16 protein-coding genes are annotated in these 15,695 nt (G+C 37.9%); all 16 read left to right on the top strand.

What is annotated here, in order from left to right; genetic code table 11:
- The first annotated feature begins 12 nt into the window (after positions 1-12).
- The 16 genes from MKY37_RS02105 to MKY37_RS22360 all read left to right on the top strand — a co-directional run bounded on the left by MKY37_RS02105 (position 13) and on the right by MKY37_RS22360 (position 15,688).
- Positions 13-588 (top strand): nucleotidyltransferase family protein, encoded by a 576-nt coding sequence (locus tag MKY37_RS02105; protein ID WP_340773323.1) that lies wholly within the window; start codon positions 13-15, stop codon positions 586-588.
- Positions 589-706: 118 nt separating this feature from the next.
- The gene (cotE, locus tag MKY37_RS02100) at positions 707-1,270 is read left to right on the top strand and encodes an outer spore coat protein CotE (protein ID WP_340773320.1); all 564 of its coding nucleotides are present in this window, start codon (positions 707-709) and stop codon (positions 1,268-1,270) included.
- A gap of 115 nt (positions 1,271-1,385) precedes the next feature.
- Entirely contained in the window at positions 1,386-1,523 is a 138-nt protein-coding gene (locus MKY37_RS02095) for a YfhE family protein (protein WP_340773319.1), read from the top strand.
- A 159-nt stretch (positions 1,524-1,682) separates the two neighbouring features.
- Positions 1,683-4,250 (top strand): DNA mismatch repair protein MutS, encoded by a 2,568-nt coding sequence (gene mutS, locus MKY37_RS02090; protein ID WP_340773317.1) that lies wholly within the window; start codon positions 1,683-1,685, stop codon positions 4,248-4,250.
- Positions 4,251-4,272: 22 nt separating this feature from the next.
- Positions 4,273-6,081: a DNA mismatch repair endonuclease MutL gene (gene mutL / locus MKY37_RS02085; protein WP_340779822.1), complete on the top strand. Its 1,809-nt coding sequence runs from the start codon at positions 4,273-4,275 to the stop codon at positions 6,079-6,081.
- Between the two features lie 12 nt (positions 6,082-6,093).
- Positions 6,094-7,605, top strand: coding sequence for a glycerol kinase GlpK (gene glpK, locus MKY37_RS02080; RefSeq protein WP_340773314.1), 1,512 nt, complete (start codon positions 6,094-6,096; stop codon positions 7,603-7,605).
- Positions 7,606-9,252, top strand: a complete 1,647-nt coding sequence (locus tag MKY37_RS02075) for a glycerol-3-phosphate dehydrogenase/oxidase (RefSeq protein WP_340773313.1) — start codon at positions 7,606-7,608, stop codon at positions 9,250-9,252. It begins immediately after the preceding gene.
- 25 nt (positions 9,253-9,277) lie between these two features.
- The gene (locus MKY37_RS02070; RefSeq protein WP_340773312.1) at positions 9,278-10,174 is read left to right on the top strand and encodes an alpha/beta fold hydrolase; all 897 of its coding nucleotides are present in this window, start codon (positions 9,278-9,280) and stop codon (positions 10,172-10,174) included.
- Entirely contained in the window at positions 10,167-11,087 is a 921-nt protein-coding gene (gene miaA, locus MKY37_RS02065) for a tRNA (adenosine(37)-N6)-dimethylallyltransferase MiaA (RefSeq protein WP_340773310.1), read from the top strand. Before MKY37_RS02070 ends, miaA begins: the two co-directional genes overlap by 8 nt.
- A 63-nt stretch (positions 11,088-11,150) precedes the next feature.
- A complete protein-coding gene (gene hfq, locus MKY37_RS02060) occupies positions 11,151-11,372 on the top strand; it encodes an RNA chaperone Hfq (protein WP_090561914.1) in 222 nt (73 codons plus the stop codon).
- A gap of 74 nt (positions 11,373-11,446) precedes the next feature.
- Positions 11,447-11,746, top strand: a complete 300-nt coding sequence (locus MKY37_RS02055; RefSeq protein ID WP_340773308.1) for a rhodanese-like domain-containing protein — start codon at positions 11,447-11,449, stop codon at positions 11,744-11,746.
- Between the two features lie 261 nt (positions 11,747-12,007).
- Entirely contained in the window at positions 12,008-13,258 is a 1,251-nt protein-coding gene (locus tag MKY37_RS02050; protein WP_340773307.1) for a methionine gamma-lyase family protein, read from the top strand.
- A 137-nt stretch (positions 13,259-13,395) separates the two neighbouring features.
- On the top strand, positions 13,396-13,779 hold the full coding sequence (locus MKY37_RS02045) for a MerR family transcriptional regulator (protein WP_090561907.1): 384 nt from the start codon (positions 13,396-13,398) through the stop codon (positions 13,777-13,779).
- 40 nt (positions 13,780-13,819) lie between these two features.
- Positions 13,820-15,154: a type I glutamate--ammonia ligase gene (gene glnA, locus MKY37_RS02040; protein WP_340773303.1), complete on the top strand. Its 1,335-nt coding sequence runs from the start codon at positions 13,820-13,822 to the stop codon at positions 15,152-15,154.
- Positions 15,155-15,384: 230 nt separating this feature from the next.
- Positions 15,385-15,546 carry a hypothetical protein gene (locus MKY37_RS02035; RefSeq protein ID WP_340773301.1) on the top strand — a complete coding sequence of 54 codons (162 nt, stop codon included), beginning with the start codon at positions 15,385-15,387 and terminating at the stop codon, positions 15,544-15,546.
- Positions 15,533-15,688 carry an N-acetylmuramoyl-L-alanine amidase gene (locus MKY37_RS22360; RefSeq protein ID WP_445323011.1) on the top strand — a complete coding sequence of 52 codons (156 nt, stop codon included), beginning with the start codon at positions 15,533-15,535 and terminating at the stop codon, positions 15,686-15,688. The genes MKY37_RS02035 and MKY37_RS22360 overlap by 14 nt, the downstream gene beginning before the upstream one ends.
- Positions 15,689-15,695 lie beyond the last annotated feature (7 nt).

Genomic DNA, 15,695 nt, shown 5'->3' with positions numbered 1-15,695 from the left:
GGAGAGAATTAAGTGGTCATTCAAACAAAAGAAGATATACAAACCTTAATACAAGAAGATAAATGGATGATGGAGATACTAAAAACGGCCCGGCAGTTAGAACTTCCAGATTGGTGGATCTGTGCTGGGTTTCTCCGCTCTAAGATTTGGGATACATTACATGAATATATAGAAAGAACCCCATTAGCGGATATCGATGTGATTTATTTTGATCCCAACAATAAGGAGGAGTCTGAGGAGAAAAAGTGGGAGGATCAGCTACGGTGTTTGCTGCCTAATATCCCATGGTCTGTAAAAAACCAGGCTAGAATGCATAAGCTAAACAACCTGCCTCCTTATAAATCTTCCGTGGATGGAATAGCTAATTTTCCGGAAACGGTGACTGCTATAGGGGTTAAATTGGATGAGCAGAATAAAATTGTTCTCGTAGCTCCACATGGAATAGATGATATCCTGCAGATGAGTGTGAATCCAGTCCCTCGTTTTGCTAAAAATAATGATCTACTAAAAATTTACGAACACCGAGTACAAAACAAAAACTGGCTAACTATCTGGCCAAATGTAAGAATAGTAAGTCACCTCATGTGACAAAAAGTGCATTAGTTATTATTTTTTCCACTTAAGTCTACACAACATTTGTAACTTGATGAACCGATTGGGCGTTGGGCGCATATGATGTTATGACTTGATTACAAGGAGGAAAAAAATGAAACACATGCGCCATATTGTGACGAAAGCTGTTGTTGCTAAAGGTAAAAAGAGAACGGAATCCTGTGAAGTGCTTCGTCCACCAAATACACCGTCTAGTATTTTAGGATGCTGGGTTATTAATCACACATGTTCGTCTAAAAAACACGGAAGATATGTTGAAGTAACTGGGAAATTTGATATTAACGTTTGGTATGCACATCATGATCATTCCAAAACGTCCGTATTTACAGAAACGATCAATTATAAAGATCGTATTAAACTACATTACCGAGATAAAGACACTACTGGGGAAGAAGTACATGTTCGTGTGCTACAGCAACCGAATTGTACTGAGGCAATTATTATTTCGGGAGGTACACAGTTCCAGGTAACAGTAGAAAGAGAGATACTTGTCGAGGTTGTTGGTGAAACAACTATATGTATTCAAGTACATGAAGCAGAATTTGAAGAAGAATGGGCATATGGGGAAGAAAGCTCTTCTAGCTCGTCATCAAACTCATCAAACTCTTCAGGATCCACAGGTTCCTCCAAAGAAGCTGATGATTCTTCGTCACTTTAACAAGCCGGCTATTACTTCCGGCTTTTTTTTGTTTTGAATATAATAAATAACAAACTGAATATCTCTCGTTACAAAGGAAAAACTAATAAAGATAAAAACGAGAGGAGTGTTCACTATGAAGGAACGTAAGCAACCACATGAGAAGTTCAATATAAAAGATAATGGATTGTCTTCGATGCAAGAAGTTATATATCCAAAAGATTTCAAACGTGCTGACAAAGAAGCATTTAATAAAAATCAAATTAAAAAGTAAGCGTAAAATGAACCCTGAATTAGGCGACTTATTCAGGGTTCAATTTTTTAACACGAAACTAATAGGTTCTTCCGCTTTTCTTATTAAGGTCATCTGCCTCTTTTTTCATAGTTTTTTTGGTATAATCATTATATTAGTAAAGAAGAGAGAAGGATTTAAATGACTACACAAACACCAATGATGCAACAATACTTAAAAATTAAAGAAGACTACATAGATGCGTTTTTATTTTTTCGTTTAGGTGATTTTTATGAATTATTTCATGAGGATGCTATTAAAGCTGCTGCTATTTTAGAAATTACGCTAACTAGTAGAAAGGACGGTATTCCGATGTGTGGCGTTCCTCATCATTCTGCCCAAGGATACGTCGAAACACTTATTAGTAAGGGTTATAAAGTAGCTATTTGCGAACAAGTGGAAGATCCAAAGCATGCGAAGGGTGTCGTAAAAAGAGAGGTTGTTCGTCTTGTGACACCGGGCACTATAATAGAAGGAAAAGCCATGCAAACGAAGTCAAACTACTTTATTGCTTCCGCTGATTTGCTTGCCGCAAATGAAGTAGCTTTTGCTTATTTAGATGTATCGACGGGTGTTGGATTTACGACCATTCTTTCTGGTGATGAAAAAGAGGTTGTACAGGAGTTACTTGCAATCCAGGCAAAAGAATTGATCGTCAGTGAACAAATGTATGTATTGATCAATGATTTATCTGGTATTCATGATTTCACGGTTTCGATTGAAAAAGAAGAATTATCAGATGAAGAAACTTATAAATACGTTCCGAACCATCCCGATCAAACGCATCAGACGGTGAAACGATTATTACAATACATTCAAAAAACGCAAAAACAATCTCTTTTACATATTCAGCCCTTTACTTTTCAGCAGAGAGAATCCTTTTTAGCAATGGACTATCATTCCAAACGAAATTTAGAGCTTATTTCATCTATTCGAAGTGGCGACCAAAAAGGTACATTATTATGGTTGTTAGATGAAACAGTGACAGCGATGGGTGGACGAAAGTTAAAGCAATGGATTCATCAGCCGCTTGCGAACAAACAATCGATCGAAATACGTCAAGAAATTGTAACGAGTTTTCTGAATGACTTTATGCTTCGTGAAGAAATTAAAGAAGCTTTTAAGGAAGTATATGACCTGGAACGACTTGTAGGTAGAATTGGATTTGGTAGTGCTGGAGGGAGAGACCTTGCCCAGTTAAGACAATCCCTTTCTAAGGTTCCTATTATTAAACAGCTACTCGTTGAATCGGAAGATCCAGTATTGCAAAAACTTGGGACTGCATTAGAGGATTGTGAAGATATTTGGAGAAAGTTACAAGAAGCAATTAGTGAAAACCCTCCGATTTCCGTTAAAGATGGTGGAGTGATTAACAACGGGTTCCACGACCGTCTGGACCAACTTCGTGATGCCTCCGTTAACGGTAAAAAGTGGATTGCAGAGCTTGAGCAAAAGGAAAGAGAAATTACAGGTGCTAAAAACCTAAAAATAGGATATAACCGAATCTTTGGCTACTATATCGAGCTAACAAAATCTAATATTCATCTCGCAGATGAGTCTAGATATGTGCGTAAACAAACGCTTGCGAACGCAGAACGATATATTACAGACGAACTTAAAGAAAAAGAATCGCTTATTTTATCAGCAGAAGATGAAAGCCTAGTTTTGGAATATGAATTATTTACACAAGTTAGAGAAGATATTAAAGCATATATTCCGCTCGTTCAAAAATTAGCGAAACAAATTAGTGAGCTAGATGTTTTTATCTCATTTGCTCAAGTAGCAGAGAACCACCGTTTAACGAAACCTGTTTTCCATGAATCTAACGCAATGATTATTAAAGAAGGAAGACATCCCGTTGTTGAAAAAATGATGAACAACCAGCTATATGTACCTAATGACTGTGTACTTACGGAAGATATTAATATGCTCTTGATCACCGGGCCTAATATGTCAGGTAAAAGTACTTTTATGCGCCAAATAGCAATTACGACTGTGATGGCTCAAATTGGCTGCTATGTACCTGCTGAATCCGCGAAGCTACCAATTGTCGATAAAATATTTACACGCATAGGAGCAGCAGATGATTTGGCAGGTGGGCAAAGTACTTTCATGATTGAAATGATGGAATCACAAAATGCGATTATGAATGCAACAAGTAAAAGCTTGCTTTTGTTTGATGAAATTGGGCGTGGTACTTCTACATATGATGGCATGAGCTTAGCTCAGGCGATGATGGAATATATCCATGAAAATATAGGTGCAAATACGCTATTTTCTACTCATTATCATGAGCTGACAGATTTAGAGGACTCGCTACCAAAGCTTCGAAATGTACATGTGTCAGCAACTGAAAAAGACGGAAAGGTTGTCTTTTTACACAAGCTCAAAGACGGTCCAGCGGATAAAAGTTACGGTATCCATGTAGCAGAGTTGGCTCAACTACCTGAGCAAATTATTACGAGAGCACGTGAAATTTTAGAGACCTTCGAACATCAGGAGGAAATGGATGAAAGTGCTGCTAAAGTTAGTGAAACACAATTATCGTTCTTTGATGAACAACCAAAAGTACGTAAAGAAACAATTGTTGTCCAAGAAAACAAATCGTCCGATAAGATAATGAAAAAATTGAAGAAAATCAATATATCAGGTACAACTCCTTTAGAAGCATTACAACTATTGTACGAACTACAAAACGAGTTAGAATAACACGGGAAGTAGGTGAATGAAAATGGGACAAATCATTGTTATGAACGAACTCCTTTCCAACAAAATAGCAGCTGGTGAAGTAGTGGAACGACCAGCTTCAGTTGTGAAAGAATTGGTGGAAAATGCAATAGATGCAGAAAGTACCTCTATTGAAATCACCCTGGAAGAAGCAGGACTGTCTAAAATCCAAGTGACCGACAATGGGAAGGGAATGGACGAGGAGGATGCAGTAAAATCCTTCTCCCGACATGCGACCTCTAAAATAACTACAGAGCATGACCTTTTCAGAATTCGTTCATTAGGTTTTCGAGGAGAGGCACTAGCTAGTATTGCCTCTGTATCCAAAATTAGCTTATGGACATCAAATGGTGAAGATATGGGGACAAAAGTAGAGCTAGAAGGTGGGAAAGTATTATCGAATACCCCAGCTCCTATTCGTAGAGGAACCGATATTATCATAAGTCAGTTATTTTACAATACACCAGCTCGCTTAAAATATTTGAAAACAATCCAAACGGAGCTAGGACACTCCATTGATTTGATCAACCGCTTAGCGATTAGTTATCCAGGTATTGCGTTTAAGCTTACACATAATCAGCAAACCATTGTGCAGACAAGTGGAAGAGGAGACTTGAAACAGGTTCTAGCTTCTATTTATGGAATCTCTAACGTGAAAAAAATGGTTGCATTCGACAAGGAATCGTCTGATTTTCATATTTCTGGTTTTGGAACATTACCAGAAATAACGCGAGCATCTAAAAACTATATAACGGTTTTAGTGAACGGCCGCTGGGTTAAACACTATGGCATAAATAACGCGATAGTAGATAGCTACCATACATTGTTACCGATAGGTAGATATCCAATTGTCGTCTTAAACATTGAAATGGATCCGATACTGACGGACGTCAACGTTCATCCTGCTAAGCATCAAATTCGACTCAGTAAGGAAAAAGAGCTAATGGAATTAGTTCGGCTCACAATACGTTCGATTATGCATCGTGTGCAAAAACCACCAGAGATTATGGAAAAGCCGGTAGTTAAAAAGCAGCCAAGTGTGCAATTTGACTTCTTTAAACAAACATATGAGCCAACACAAAAGGATCCAATTACATCAGTTAATGATAATGTTGCATCCGAACAAACTCATAATCCCCCTAAGGAACAGCCTAGTATCGTATATGAAGAGGTAGAGTCTTTGGCAGATTTCGATATTCAACCAATCGAATATGTGGAGGATAAAAAGCCATTTCCTGATTTACATGTAGTAGGACAAATTCATGGTACTTACATTGTTGCTCAAAGTGATGATGGGTTTTATTTGATCGACCAGCATGCTGCACAGGAGCGTGTAAAATATGAGTTTTACAAGGAAAAGATAGGGGAAGTAAATGCAAATGAGAGACAATCACTTTTACTGCCACTAACTTTTCACTATTCTTTAGACGAGGCATACCGTATTAAAGAATCATTGAATGAATTAAATGATGTGGGAATATTTTTAGAAGAGTTTGGTTCTTCTAGCTTTGTTGTTAGAGATTATCCTACATGGTTCCCTAAGGGACAGGAGACCAAGATTATTGAAGGACTAATAGAACAGGTGTTGAATAACCGTAAAACAGATATTAAAAAACTCAGAGAAGATGCAGCTATTATGATGAGCTGTAAGCTATCCATCAAAGCGAATCATTATTTAACGATGAGGGATATGGAGCAACTGTTGGAAAGCTTAAAAAATGCACAGCATCCATTAACCTGTCCACATGGTAGACCAGTAATCGTGCATTTTTCGACGTATGAGATTGAGAAAATGTTTAAACGAGTTATGTAGGAGGAAGCTGCAATGGGAAAATATATATTATCCATCGACCAAGGAACGACAAGCTCTAGAGCAATACTTTTTGATAAGCTCGGCAATATTGTTCACTCTGCTCAACGAGAATTTAAACAATATTTTCCTAAATCAGGATGGGTTGAGCATGATGCGAAAGAAATTTGGGGGTCTGTATTATCTGTTCTAGCAGCTGTTCTGACGGAAAGTGGTAACCAACCAGAGGATGTCCATGCAGTTGGGATTACAAATCAAAGAGAGACAACAGTTGTGTGGAACAAACATACAGGAAAACCTGTTTATAATGCGATTGTTTGGCAATCTAGACAAACTCAATCCATCATTGAAGAACTCAAAAAAGCCAATCTGGAATCATTTTTCCAAGAGAAGACAGGGTTGAAATTAGACCCATATTTTTCTGCAACAAAAGTAAAGTGGATATTAGATAACGTTGATGGTGCAAGAGAGCAGGCAGAAGCGGGCGACTTATTATTTGGAACGATAGATACATGGCTAATTTGGAAGCTTTCAAATGGGAAAGCCCATGTGACCGATTATTCCAATGCTTCTAGGACGATGCTTTACAATATATACGATCAAAAGTGGGATGCAGAGATTTGTGAGAAACTTTCTATTCCAATGAAAATGCTCCCTAAAGTAGCTTCATCATCTGAAGTGTATGCAAAGACCGATTCATCTGTTTTCTTTGGGAAAGAAATAGATATCGCAGGAGCTGCTGGGGACCAACAGGCTGCGTTATTCGGGCAATGCTGTTTTGAAAAGGGCATGGCTAAAAATACGTATGGTACTGGGTGTTTTATGCTTTTAAATACTGGTGAAGAAGCAGTTACTTCGCCATCGGGTTTATTAACAACGATAGCTTGGGGACTAAATGGAAAAGTTATCTATGCTTTAGAAGGCAGTATTTTCGTTGCTGGTTCGGCGATTCAATGGCTACGAGATGGACTACGCATGATAAAAAGTGCTCCTGAATCAGAGGGATATGCTAAGAAAGTAGATTCTACTGAAGGTGTCTATTTTGTTCCTGCTTTTGTTGGACTTGGAACGCCTTATTGGGATTCCGATGCAAGGGGTTCTATTTTTGGACTAACAAGGGGGACATCTAAAGAGCATTTCATCCGTGCGACGATAGAATCGCTTGCTTATCAAACAAAAGACGTGCTTGATACGATGGAAAAAGATTCTGGAGTAGATGTAGAAATATTAAGAGTAGATGGTGGAGCCGTAAGTAATGAATTTCTTATGCAGTTCCAAAGTGATCTGTTAAATTTACCCGTAGAACTTGCCAAGCTTAACGAAACAACGGCATTGGGAGCTGCTTTCTTAGCAGGTTTAGCTACCGGCTTCTGGAAGGATGAACAAGAGCTATCCAATTTGCGTGAAAGTCAAAAGCAGTATGAGCCAAAAATGGAAATTGCTAAAAGAGATCAACTATATAAAGGCTGGACAAAAGCAGTCGAGGCGACACGTATTTTCAAACTTTCAGATGAAGAGGTGGAGTAATTGAAGTCTTCTGTAGAACGAGAGCAAATAGTAAATACATTAAATTATTATGAATTCGACGTGCTAGTAATAGGTGGAGGAATAACTGGTGCGGGGATTGCACTTGATGCGGTTACTCGCGGTATGTCTGTTGCTTTAGTAGAAATGCAGGATTTTGCAGCTGGAACTTCTAGTCGGTCCACAAAACTTGTGCACGGTGGTTTGCGATATTTGAAGCAAATGGAAGTGAAAATGGTTGCTGATGTTGGGAAAGAAAGAGAGATTGTGTATGAAAATGCAGTTCATGTGACCGAACCTATAGGCATGTTACTGCCTTTTTATAAAAAAGGCACGTTTGGACCTCTTACTACATCAGCTGGTTTAAAGGTGTATGACTATTTAGCTGGTGTGAAGAAAGATGAAAGAAGAATAATGCTTACTGACCAAGAGACGCTTGAAAAAGAACCTCTCCTGAAAAGCAAAGGTTTACGAGGTGGCGGATACTACGTTGAATATCGTACAGACGATGCCCGATTAACGATTGAAGTCCTAAAAAAAGCAATGGAAAAAGGTGCGGTATGCTTAAACTACGCAAAAGCACGTTCCTTCATTTATGACGATGATAATCAAGTAATCGGAGCAGAGATTGTTGATACAATAAATAATAAACGAATTTCAATTCATGCGAAAAAAATAGTAAATGCCACTGGTCCATGGGTTGATGGAGTCCGTGCTTTAGATGCCATTGAGAACAATAAAAAATTAAAGCTTACAAAGGGTGTACATGTCGTTATTGACCAATCCGTTTTCCCGCTTAAACAGGCTGTCTATTTTGATACACCTGACAAGCGAATGGTTTTTGCTATCCCACGTGATGGTAAAACCTATGTCGGAACAACGGATACATTTTTTGAAGGTGATATTCGGAATCCTGTAGCTACACCGGAAGATGTCGAATATCTTATCCAAGCAATCCATTCTATGTTTCCTTTAGTTCATGTTACCTCAAATCAAGTAGAGTCTACTTGGGCAGGAGTCCGTCCATTAATATATGAGGACGGGAAAGATCCATCAGAAATCTCTCGAAAGGATGAGATTTGGCAGTCGGAGGCTGGTTTATTTACAATTGCTGGAGGTAAACTAACAGGGTATAGAAAAATGGCTGAGACAATTGTAGATAAAATTTCGAAGCAACTTGGGGATGAAAAATATGGACCGTGTGTTACGAAGCATTTAACCTTATCCGGTGGTGATATTGGTGGCTCCAAACAATGGGAGGCATTTCTTACTCAAAAGGAACAAATGGCTCAAGCTTATGGACTTTCCGGTTTAGAAGGAAGAAAACTGGCTAAAATGTATGGGACGAATGTCGATAAAGTGTTTCAATATGCACAAATCCTTTCTACAAATCCTTCTAGCTTACCTTTAGTGATACTCGCCCAAATTTATTATGCAGTGCATGAAGAGATGGCTTATTCTCCTGTGGACTTTTTAGTAAGAAGAACAGGTATGCTCTATTTTGATATAAAGCATTTCAACGAGTATAAAGGAGAAATAGTGAATATAATGAAACAATTGCTGTATTACTCAGATGAGGAAGCAAATGCATTTAGACAACAACTAGAAACACTTTTGCTTGAAGCTACATTAAAAGAAAGTAGGGATTAAGCTGAAAACTATCTTAGAAGGCAAAATGTCAGATGATCATCTTATTCATATTGTTAAGTTTTCTCCTGATACAACCCCAATTGCTCATATCCATCTTCTACATGGAATGGAAGAGCATATAGGTCGTTATGATGATTTTGCAACATTTTTAATGACTAAAGGATTTGTCGTTACGGGCCATGATCATCGTGGCCATGGCCTAACAGCTGAAAAAAATGGGCAGTATGGATATTTTGCAGATAAGGTAGGGTTTGAGCGAGTTACGGAGGACGTACGTGAAGTATTAATACATGTTCGGGAGGATTTGGGGGATATTCCACTTATTTTATTCGGGCATAGTATGGGTTCGTTTATTACACGTAGATATATGCAAAAGTATAGTGATTCTTTAACCAAAGTCGTCCTTTCTGGAACTACTTTTAATCCTGGGCTATTGGGTGATGCGGGTAGACTAATCGGCAAATTTACCTCTGTTATTAAGAGTCCAACGACTAAAGCAACATTATTGAACAGCATGGCATTTGGAGGGTTCAATAAACAAATTACGAATCCAAAGACACCATTTGACTGGCTTTCAACAGATGAAAAAGAGGTGCAAAAATATATAGAGGATCCGATGTGTGGGAATATTCCGTCAAACGGATTCTTTATAGACCTATTCAATGGATTAAAAATAATCCACAAAGATATAGAGAATAATCATATAAAAAAAGATTTACCCGTTTTAGTTATTAGTGGTGCCAAGGATCCTGTTGGAAAAGATGGTAAGGATATATTCAAAGTCGCAAATGGATTAAAAAGTGTTGGAATGACAAACGTAACTGTCCATCTGGTAGAGGATGCGAGGCATGAAATACTAAACGAGGTTAATAAGCTTCAGACATATGAAATAATTTCAAATTGGATGATAGATAATGCATAAAACAGCAAACGTAATTGCTATAGTCGGACCTACTGCTGTTGGTAAAACAGCTTTAAGTATTCAATTGGCTAAAGCATTTAATGGAGAAATTATAAATGGAGACTCGATGCAGGTGTATCGAGAGCTCCATATTGGAACTGCAAAGATTACCACAGAAGAAATGGAAGGTATCCCTCACCATCTACTAGATATTAAGGAACCATATGAGAGCTTTTCTGTTGCGGAGTATCAAAAGCTCGTTCGAGGTAAAATTGAAGAGATTACGTTAAAGGGTAAACTCCCAATTATCGTCGGAGGAACAGGTCTTTATATTCAATCTGTACTGTATGACTTTCGATTTACGGAACAACCGAATCGTGATGAAAATAGACTTGCGGAGTTAGAAAAAATGTCTCCTGATAATTTATTTGAACTTTTGCATTCGCTGGATCCAGAGGCGGCAAAGGAAATACACCCGAATAATGTCCAGCGTGTGATCCGCGCAATCGAGCGAGTAGAGCTAACAGGGAAACAAAAGAATGAAATAGAACAAAACCAAGGACATGAAGAAGTATATCATCATTACATTATTGGTCTGTCCATTGATCGTGAGCAGTTATATAATCGCATCAATCAACGAGTAGACATAATGCTAGAAAAAGGTCTTTTAGAAGAAGTGAAAACACTAAATAGTAAAGGCATTAGAGATGTTCAATCGATCCAAGCAATAGGCTATAAAGAAATATATGCCTATTTGGATGGTCATGTTTCTTTCGAAGATGCAATTGAACAACTAAAGCAAAACTCCAGAAGGTATGCCAAAAGGCAATTAACGTATTTTAGAAACAAAATGGACATCCATTGGTATAATCCGTTTACTGATACTAAAAAGATAATAAAAGAAATTAATGAATTTAGGCAGGAAAATGAATAATTAAAGCGAATATTAAAAAGGTAGTATGTTTTAACATGCAAATTGTATAATGGGGGTATTGGGATGAAACCTATGAATATTCAAGATTTATATTTAAATCAGCTTAGAAAAAACGATATTTTTGTAACGGTATTTTTATTGAATGGCTTCCAGCTTAAGGGGTTAGTAAAGTCTTACGATAACTTTACCGTCCTGTTTGAATCGGATGGAAAGCAGCAGTTAATCTATAAGCATGCAATTTCCACATTTGCTCCTTCTAAACCAGTTAAGCTAACAGAAGAATAATATGGATAGTTTGACAGATGGACATGCTCCTATTATGATTTTATAGAATAAACACAGAAGCGGGAGAGTTTAACATGAATATTATTACAACAGAACAACTTTTACAAAAAATCGATGCTGGAGAAGAAATCAGTGTCATCGATGTGCGTGAAAGTGAAGAAGTAGCAACTGGGATTATACCTGGAGCTAAACATATCGCGCTAGGTCAAATCGAGAGCAACATGGATCAACTCGACAAATCAATTCCTCACTACATAGTATGTAAAGTAGGTGGTCGTAGTGCGATGGCCTGTGAAATTCTAGAGGAAAATGGATATGACGTAACAAATATTGCTGGAGGTATGATGGACTGGAATGGTGAGCTACAGTTTTAACTTTATTCAGTAAAAATTCTTTTCTGGATAAAGGGGAACTCTGGCTAAGTTCGCCGCATCCTGCGGCAACGCCTGAGTGACCAACGTCCTGTTGGCCCAAACCTCGGGCGGATGCCACAGATTTTAGAGGAATTTATCGAGCGAGCTCGATGAAATCTGGGCGTAAATACGCCGAGGCGTATTTGATAATAGACAAGGGGCTAATTTCATTTATTGAGATTAGTCTTTTCTATTTGTAATTTGAAATTAGGAGAATATAACATGACATTTACAACAACATTATCGAAAGAAGTATTGAATCTTGCAGAGCAGGTTGAAACCAAAATAACTCAACATCACAAACGTGTTGAAAAAATTGCTTTTTTAAATCAACAAAAAGTAATTCAAGCCTTTAAGAATCACGGAGTTAGTGACCATCATTTTCATCCGTCATTTGGATATGGCTATGATGATGAAGGTAGAGATACATTGGAAAAAGTATATGCGACGACATTTGGTTCAGAGACAGCACTTGTGCGTCCTCAAATTATTTCAGGAACACATGCGATTTCTATTAGTCTGTTCGGTGTATTAAGACCAAATGACGAATTACTATATATAACGGGCAAACCTTATGACACTTTGCAATCGATTGTAAGTGGAGGAGAAGAAGATACAGGGTCTCTTGCTGACTTCGGTATTACGTATAATCATGTAGATCTATTGGAAACTGGTGCTATCAACTGGGATGCTGTCAGAAGCTCTGTGAAAAGTAATACGAAAGTAATTGCTATTCAACGTTCGAAGGGTTATGCAGTACGTCCTTCCTTTACAATAGAACAGATAAAGCAAATGGTTATCGAAATTAGAAGTATAAAAGAGGATGCTATTATTTTTGTGGACAATTGTTATGGAGAATTTGTGGAAGAATTGGAGCCAACGGATGTTGGGGCAGATTTAATGGCAGGCTCTCTGATTAAAAATCCTGGTGGTGGTCTTGCTAAAATAGGTGGCTATATTGCGGGAAAAGAAGAATTTGTTACTAAATGTGCTTACCGAATGACTTCTCCGGGTATAGGAGCAGAGGCAGGTGCCTCATTGCATGCATTAATGGATATGTATCAGGGGTTCTTCCTTGCGCCGCACGTCGTATCTCAGGCAGTGAAGGGAGCTATCTTCACTTCGGCTTTACTGGAAGAGGTAGGTATGAATACTGAACCACACTATGCCGAGCCTCGTACAGATTTAATACAATCCGTATCTTTCCAAACAGCCGATCAAATGATTCAGTTTTGCAAGGCGATACAAATGCACTCCCCTGTAAATGCCCAGTTTATGCCAGAGCCAGCTTATATGCCTGGCTATTCCGACGACGTCATAATGGCTGCAGGTACATTTGTGCAAGGATCTAGTATGGAGTTAACAGCTGATGGACCAATCCGTCCTCCTTATACAGCTTTTATCCAAGGTGGATTAACTTATGAGCATGTAAAATATGCTATTTTAGGAGCTGTACAAACATTCAACAAATAAGAAGTGTAGAACCATTTCTGAGTTATAAGGAATGGTTTTAATTTTCCGAAAAATAGCTGTTAGTTTTCCTAACATGATGTTGACATGTTAACTAACATAACATATACTATTTATATAACCTACTAGGAGGTGCAGTGATGGAAAAGGAATGGAGACGTTCAATGCCATTACTTTCTATGAATATTGTCATGCAGCTTACTGGTTTGACTGCAAGGCAAATTCGTTACTATGAAGAGCAAGAACTGGTTCACCCTGCACGTACTGAAGGTAAACAGCGCATGTTTTCATTAGATGATATTGATATATTATTAGAGATTAAAGATTTATTGAAAACAGGTGTTAATATTGCGGGAATCAAGCAGATTTTTGAAATGAAAAACAGTCCAATTACTTCAAAAGAAGTTCGACAAGTAATTTCGGACAGAGAACTACGTGCAATAGTAAAAGAAGAAATGCATTTAGCTCAAAGACAACAACGAGCTTCTCTGCGACAAGGGGACCTATCTCGATTCTTTAGATAATCGAGGTTCATATACATTAATTAACTAGGAGAGTGAAACAATGAGCAAGTATACAAAAGAGGATATTAAAAAGTTCGTTCAAGAGCATGAGGTGAATTTTATACGTCTTCAGTTTACAGACATACTAGGTACGATTAAAAATGTAGAAATTCCAGTGAGTCAGCTCGATAAAGCTCTCGATAACAAAATGATGTTCGACGGATCTTCTATCGAAGGTTTTGTACGAATTGAAGAATCAGATATGTACTTAGTACCTGATTTAAATACATGGGTAGTGTTCCCTTGGATTACGGGTAAAGGGAAAGTGGCTCGTCTAATCTGTGACGTAAATAAAGCAGATGGAACTCCTTTTGCAGGAGATCCCCGTAATAATTTAAAACGTATCCTAAAAGAAATGGAAGAGTTAGGATTTACTAGCTTTAACTTAGGACCTGAACCTGAATTTTTCTTATTTAAATTAGATGCTCAAGGGGAGCCAACACTTGAACTGAATGACCATGGTGGCTACTTTGACTTAGCACCAATGGATTTAGGGGAAAACTGCCGTCGCGATATCGTTCTCGAGCTAGAAGAAATGGGCTTTGAAATTGAAGCATCTCACCATGAGGTTGCTCCAGGTCAACATGAAATTGACTTTAAATATGCAGATGCAGTAACAGCGTGTGATAATATTCAAACGTTCAAACTTGTAGTAAAAACAATTGCTCGTAAACATGGTTTACATGCGACATTCATGCCGAAACCACTATTTGGCGTAAACGGTTCAGGAATGCACTTTAATGTATCTTTATTTAAAGGGAAAGAAAATGCATTTTATGATGAATCAGCAGAAATCGGCTTAAGTGAAACAGCAATGCAATTTATGGCTGGCGTATTGAAGCATGTACAAAGCTTTACTGCAATTACAAATCCATTAGTTAACTCATATAAACGCCTAGTACCTGGATACGAAGCTCCTTGTTATGTGGCATGGTCAGGACAAAACAGAAGTCCATTAATTCGTATTCCTTCTTCAAGAGGTGTAAGTACACGTGTTGAAGTTCGCTCAGTAGATCCGGCAGCCAATCCATATCTTGCGATGGCAGTAATTCTACAAGCTGGTTTAGATGGTATTAAAAATAAACTAACTCCACCACCAGCAGTGGACCGTAATATTTACGTAATGACTGAAGAAGAGCGCATCGAAAACGGCATTCATAACCTACCGCCAACTTTACATGCTGCCGTACAAGAATTAGGTAAAAGTGAAATTATTCGTGGGGCACTTGGTGAGCATATCTATGCAAACTTCGTAGAAGCGAAAGAAATTGAATGGGATATGTTCCGTACGACTGTACACCCATGGGAACGTGAACAATATCTAAAAATGTATTAATAGTAAAAGCGTTGGGGCTCTTAGCTTCCAACGCTTTTTTATTTGTTGTAAAAAGAGGTTCGTGGTAAGGATTTAAAATGCTACCACATTTCTACCTCGAAATTATTCAATTTCTTTCATGTAATCATCAAACTTATCAATTGAACATGCAGCAATCTACTTGGAAACATGGACATATACGCCTGATGTAATTTGCGTAGATCCGTGGAACCACGAGATGAAGTGAAATAATGGCAAATGCAGAAGATTTACTTATTTCGAAACGTAATCTTGTAGTTCCTGAATTAGAACGAGTATTCAAAGAAAATGAGTTTAATAGAGCAGTAGTAAAGTTCATGTATGAACATCTTAAATATATCGGTTTTAATACTTTGCTAGTTGCCCCCTACTGATACAGACACTTCTTTGGTTGCTAGAACAAACCTAGCAAACTCTAACTCTATAGATGCAGATGCATATATTTCCATTCACTTTGATGCAATGGGTAATGCGAGGGGAACAGCTGAAGGACACAAAAGGTATTTTCCGAATTAAAACAGGA

It is taken from the genome of Psychrobacillus sp. FSL K6-2836 (assembly GCF_038003085.1).
Taxonomy (GTDB): domain Bacteria; phylum Bacillota; class Bacilli; order Bacillales_A; family Planococcaceae; genus Psychrobacillus.
This window is presented reverse-complemented; position numbering and strand designations above follow the sequence as displayed.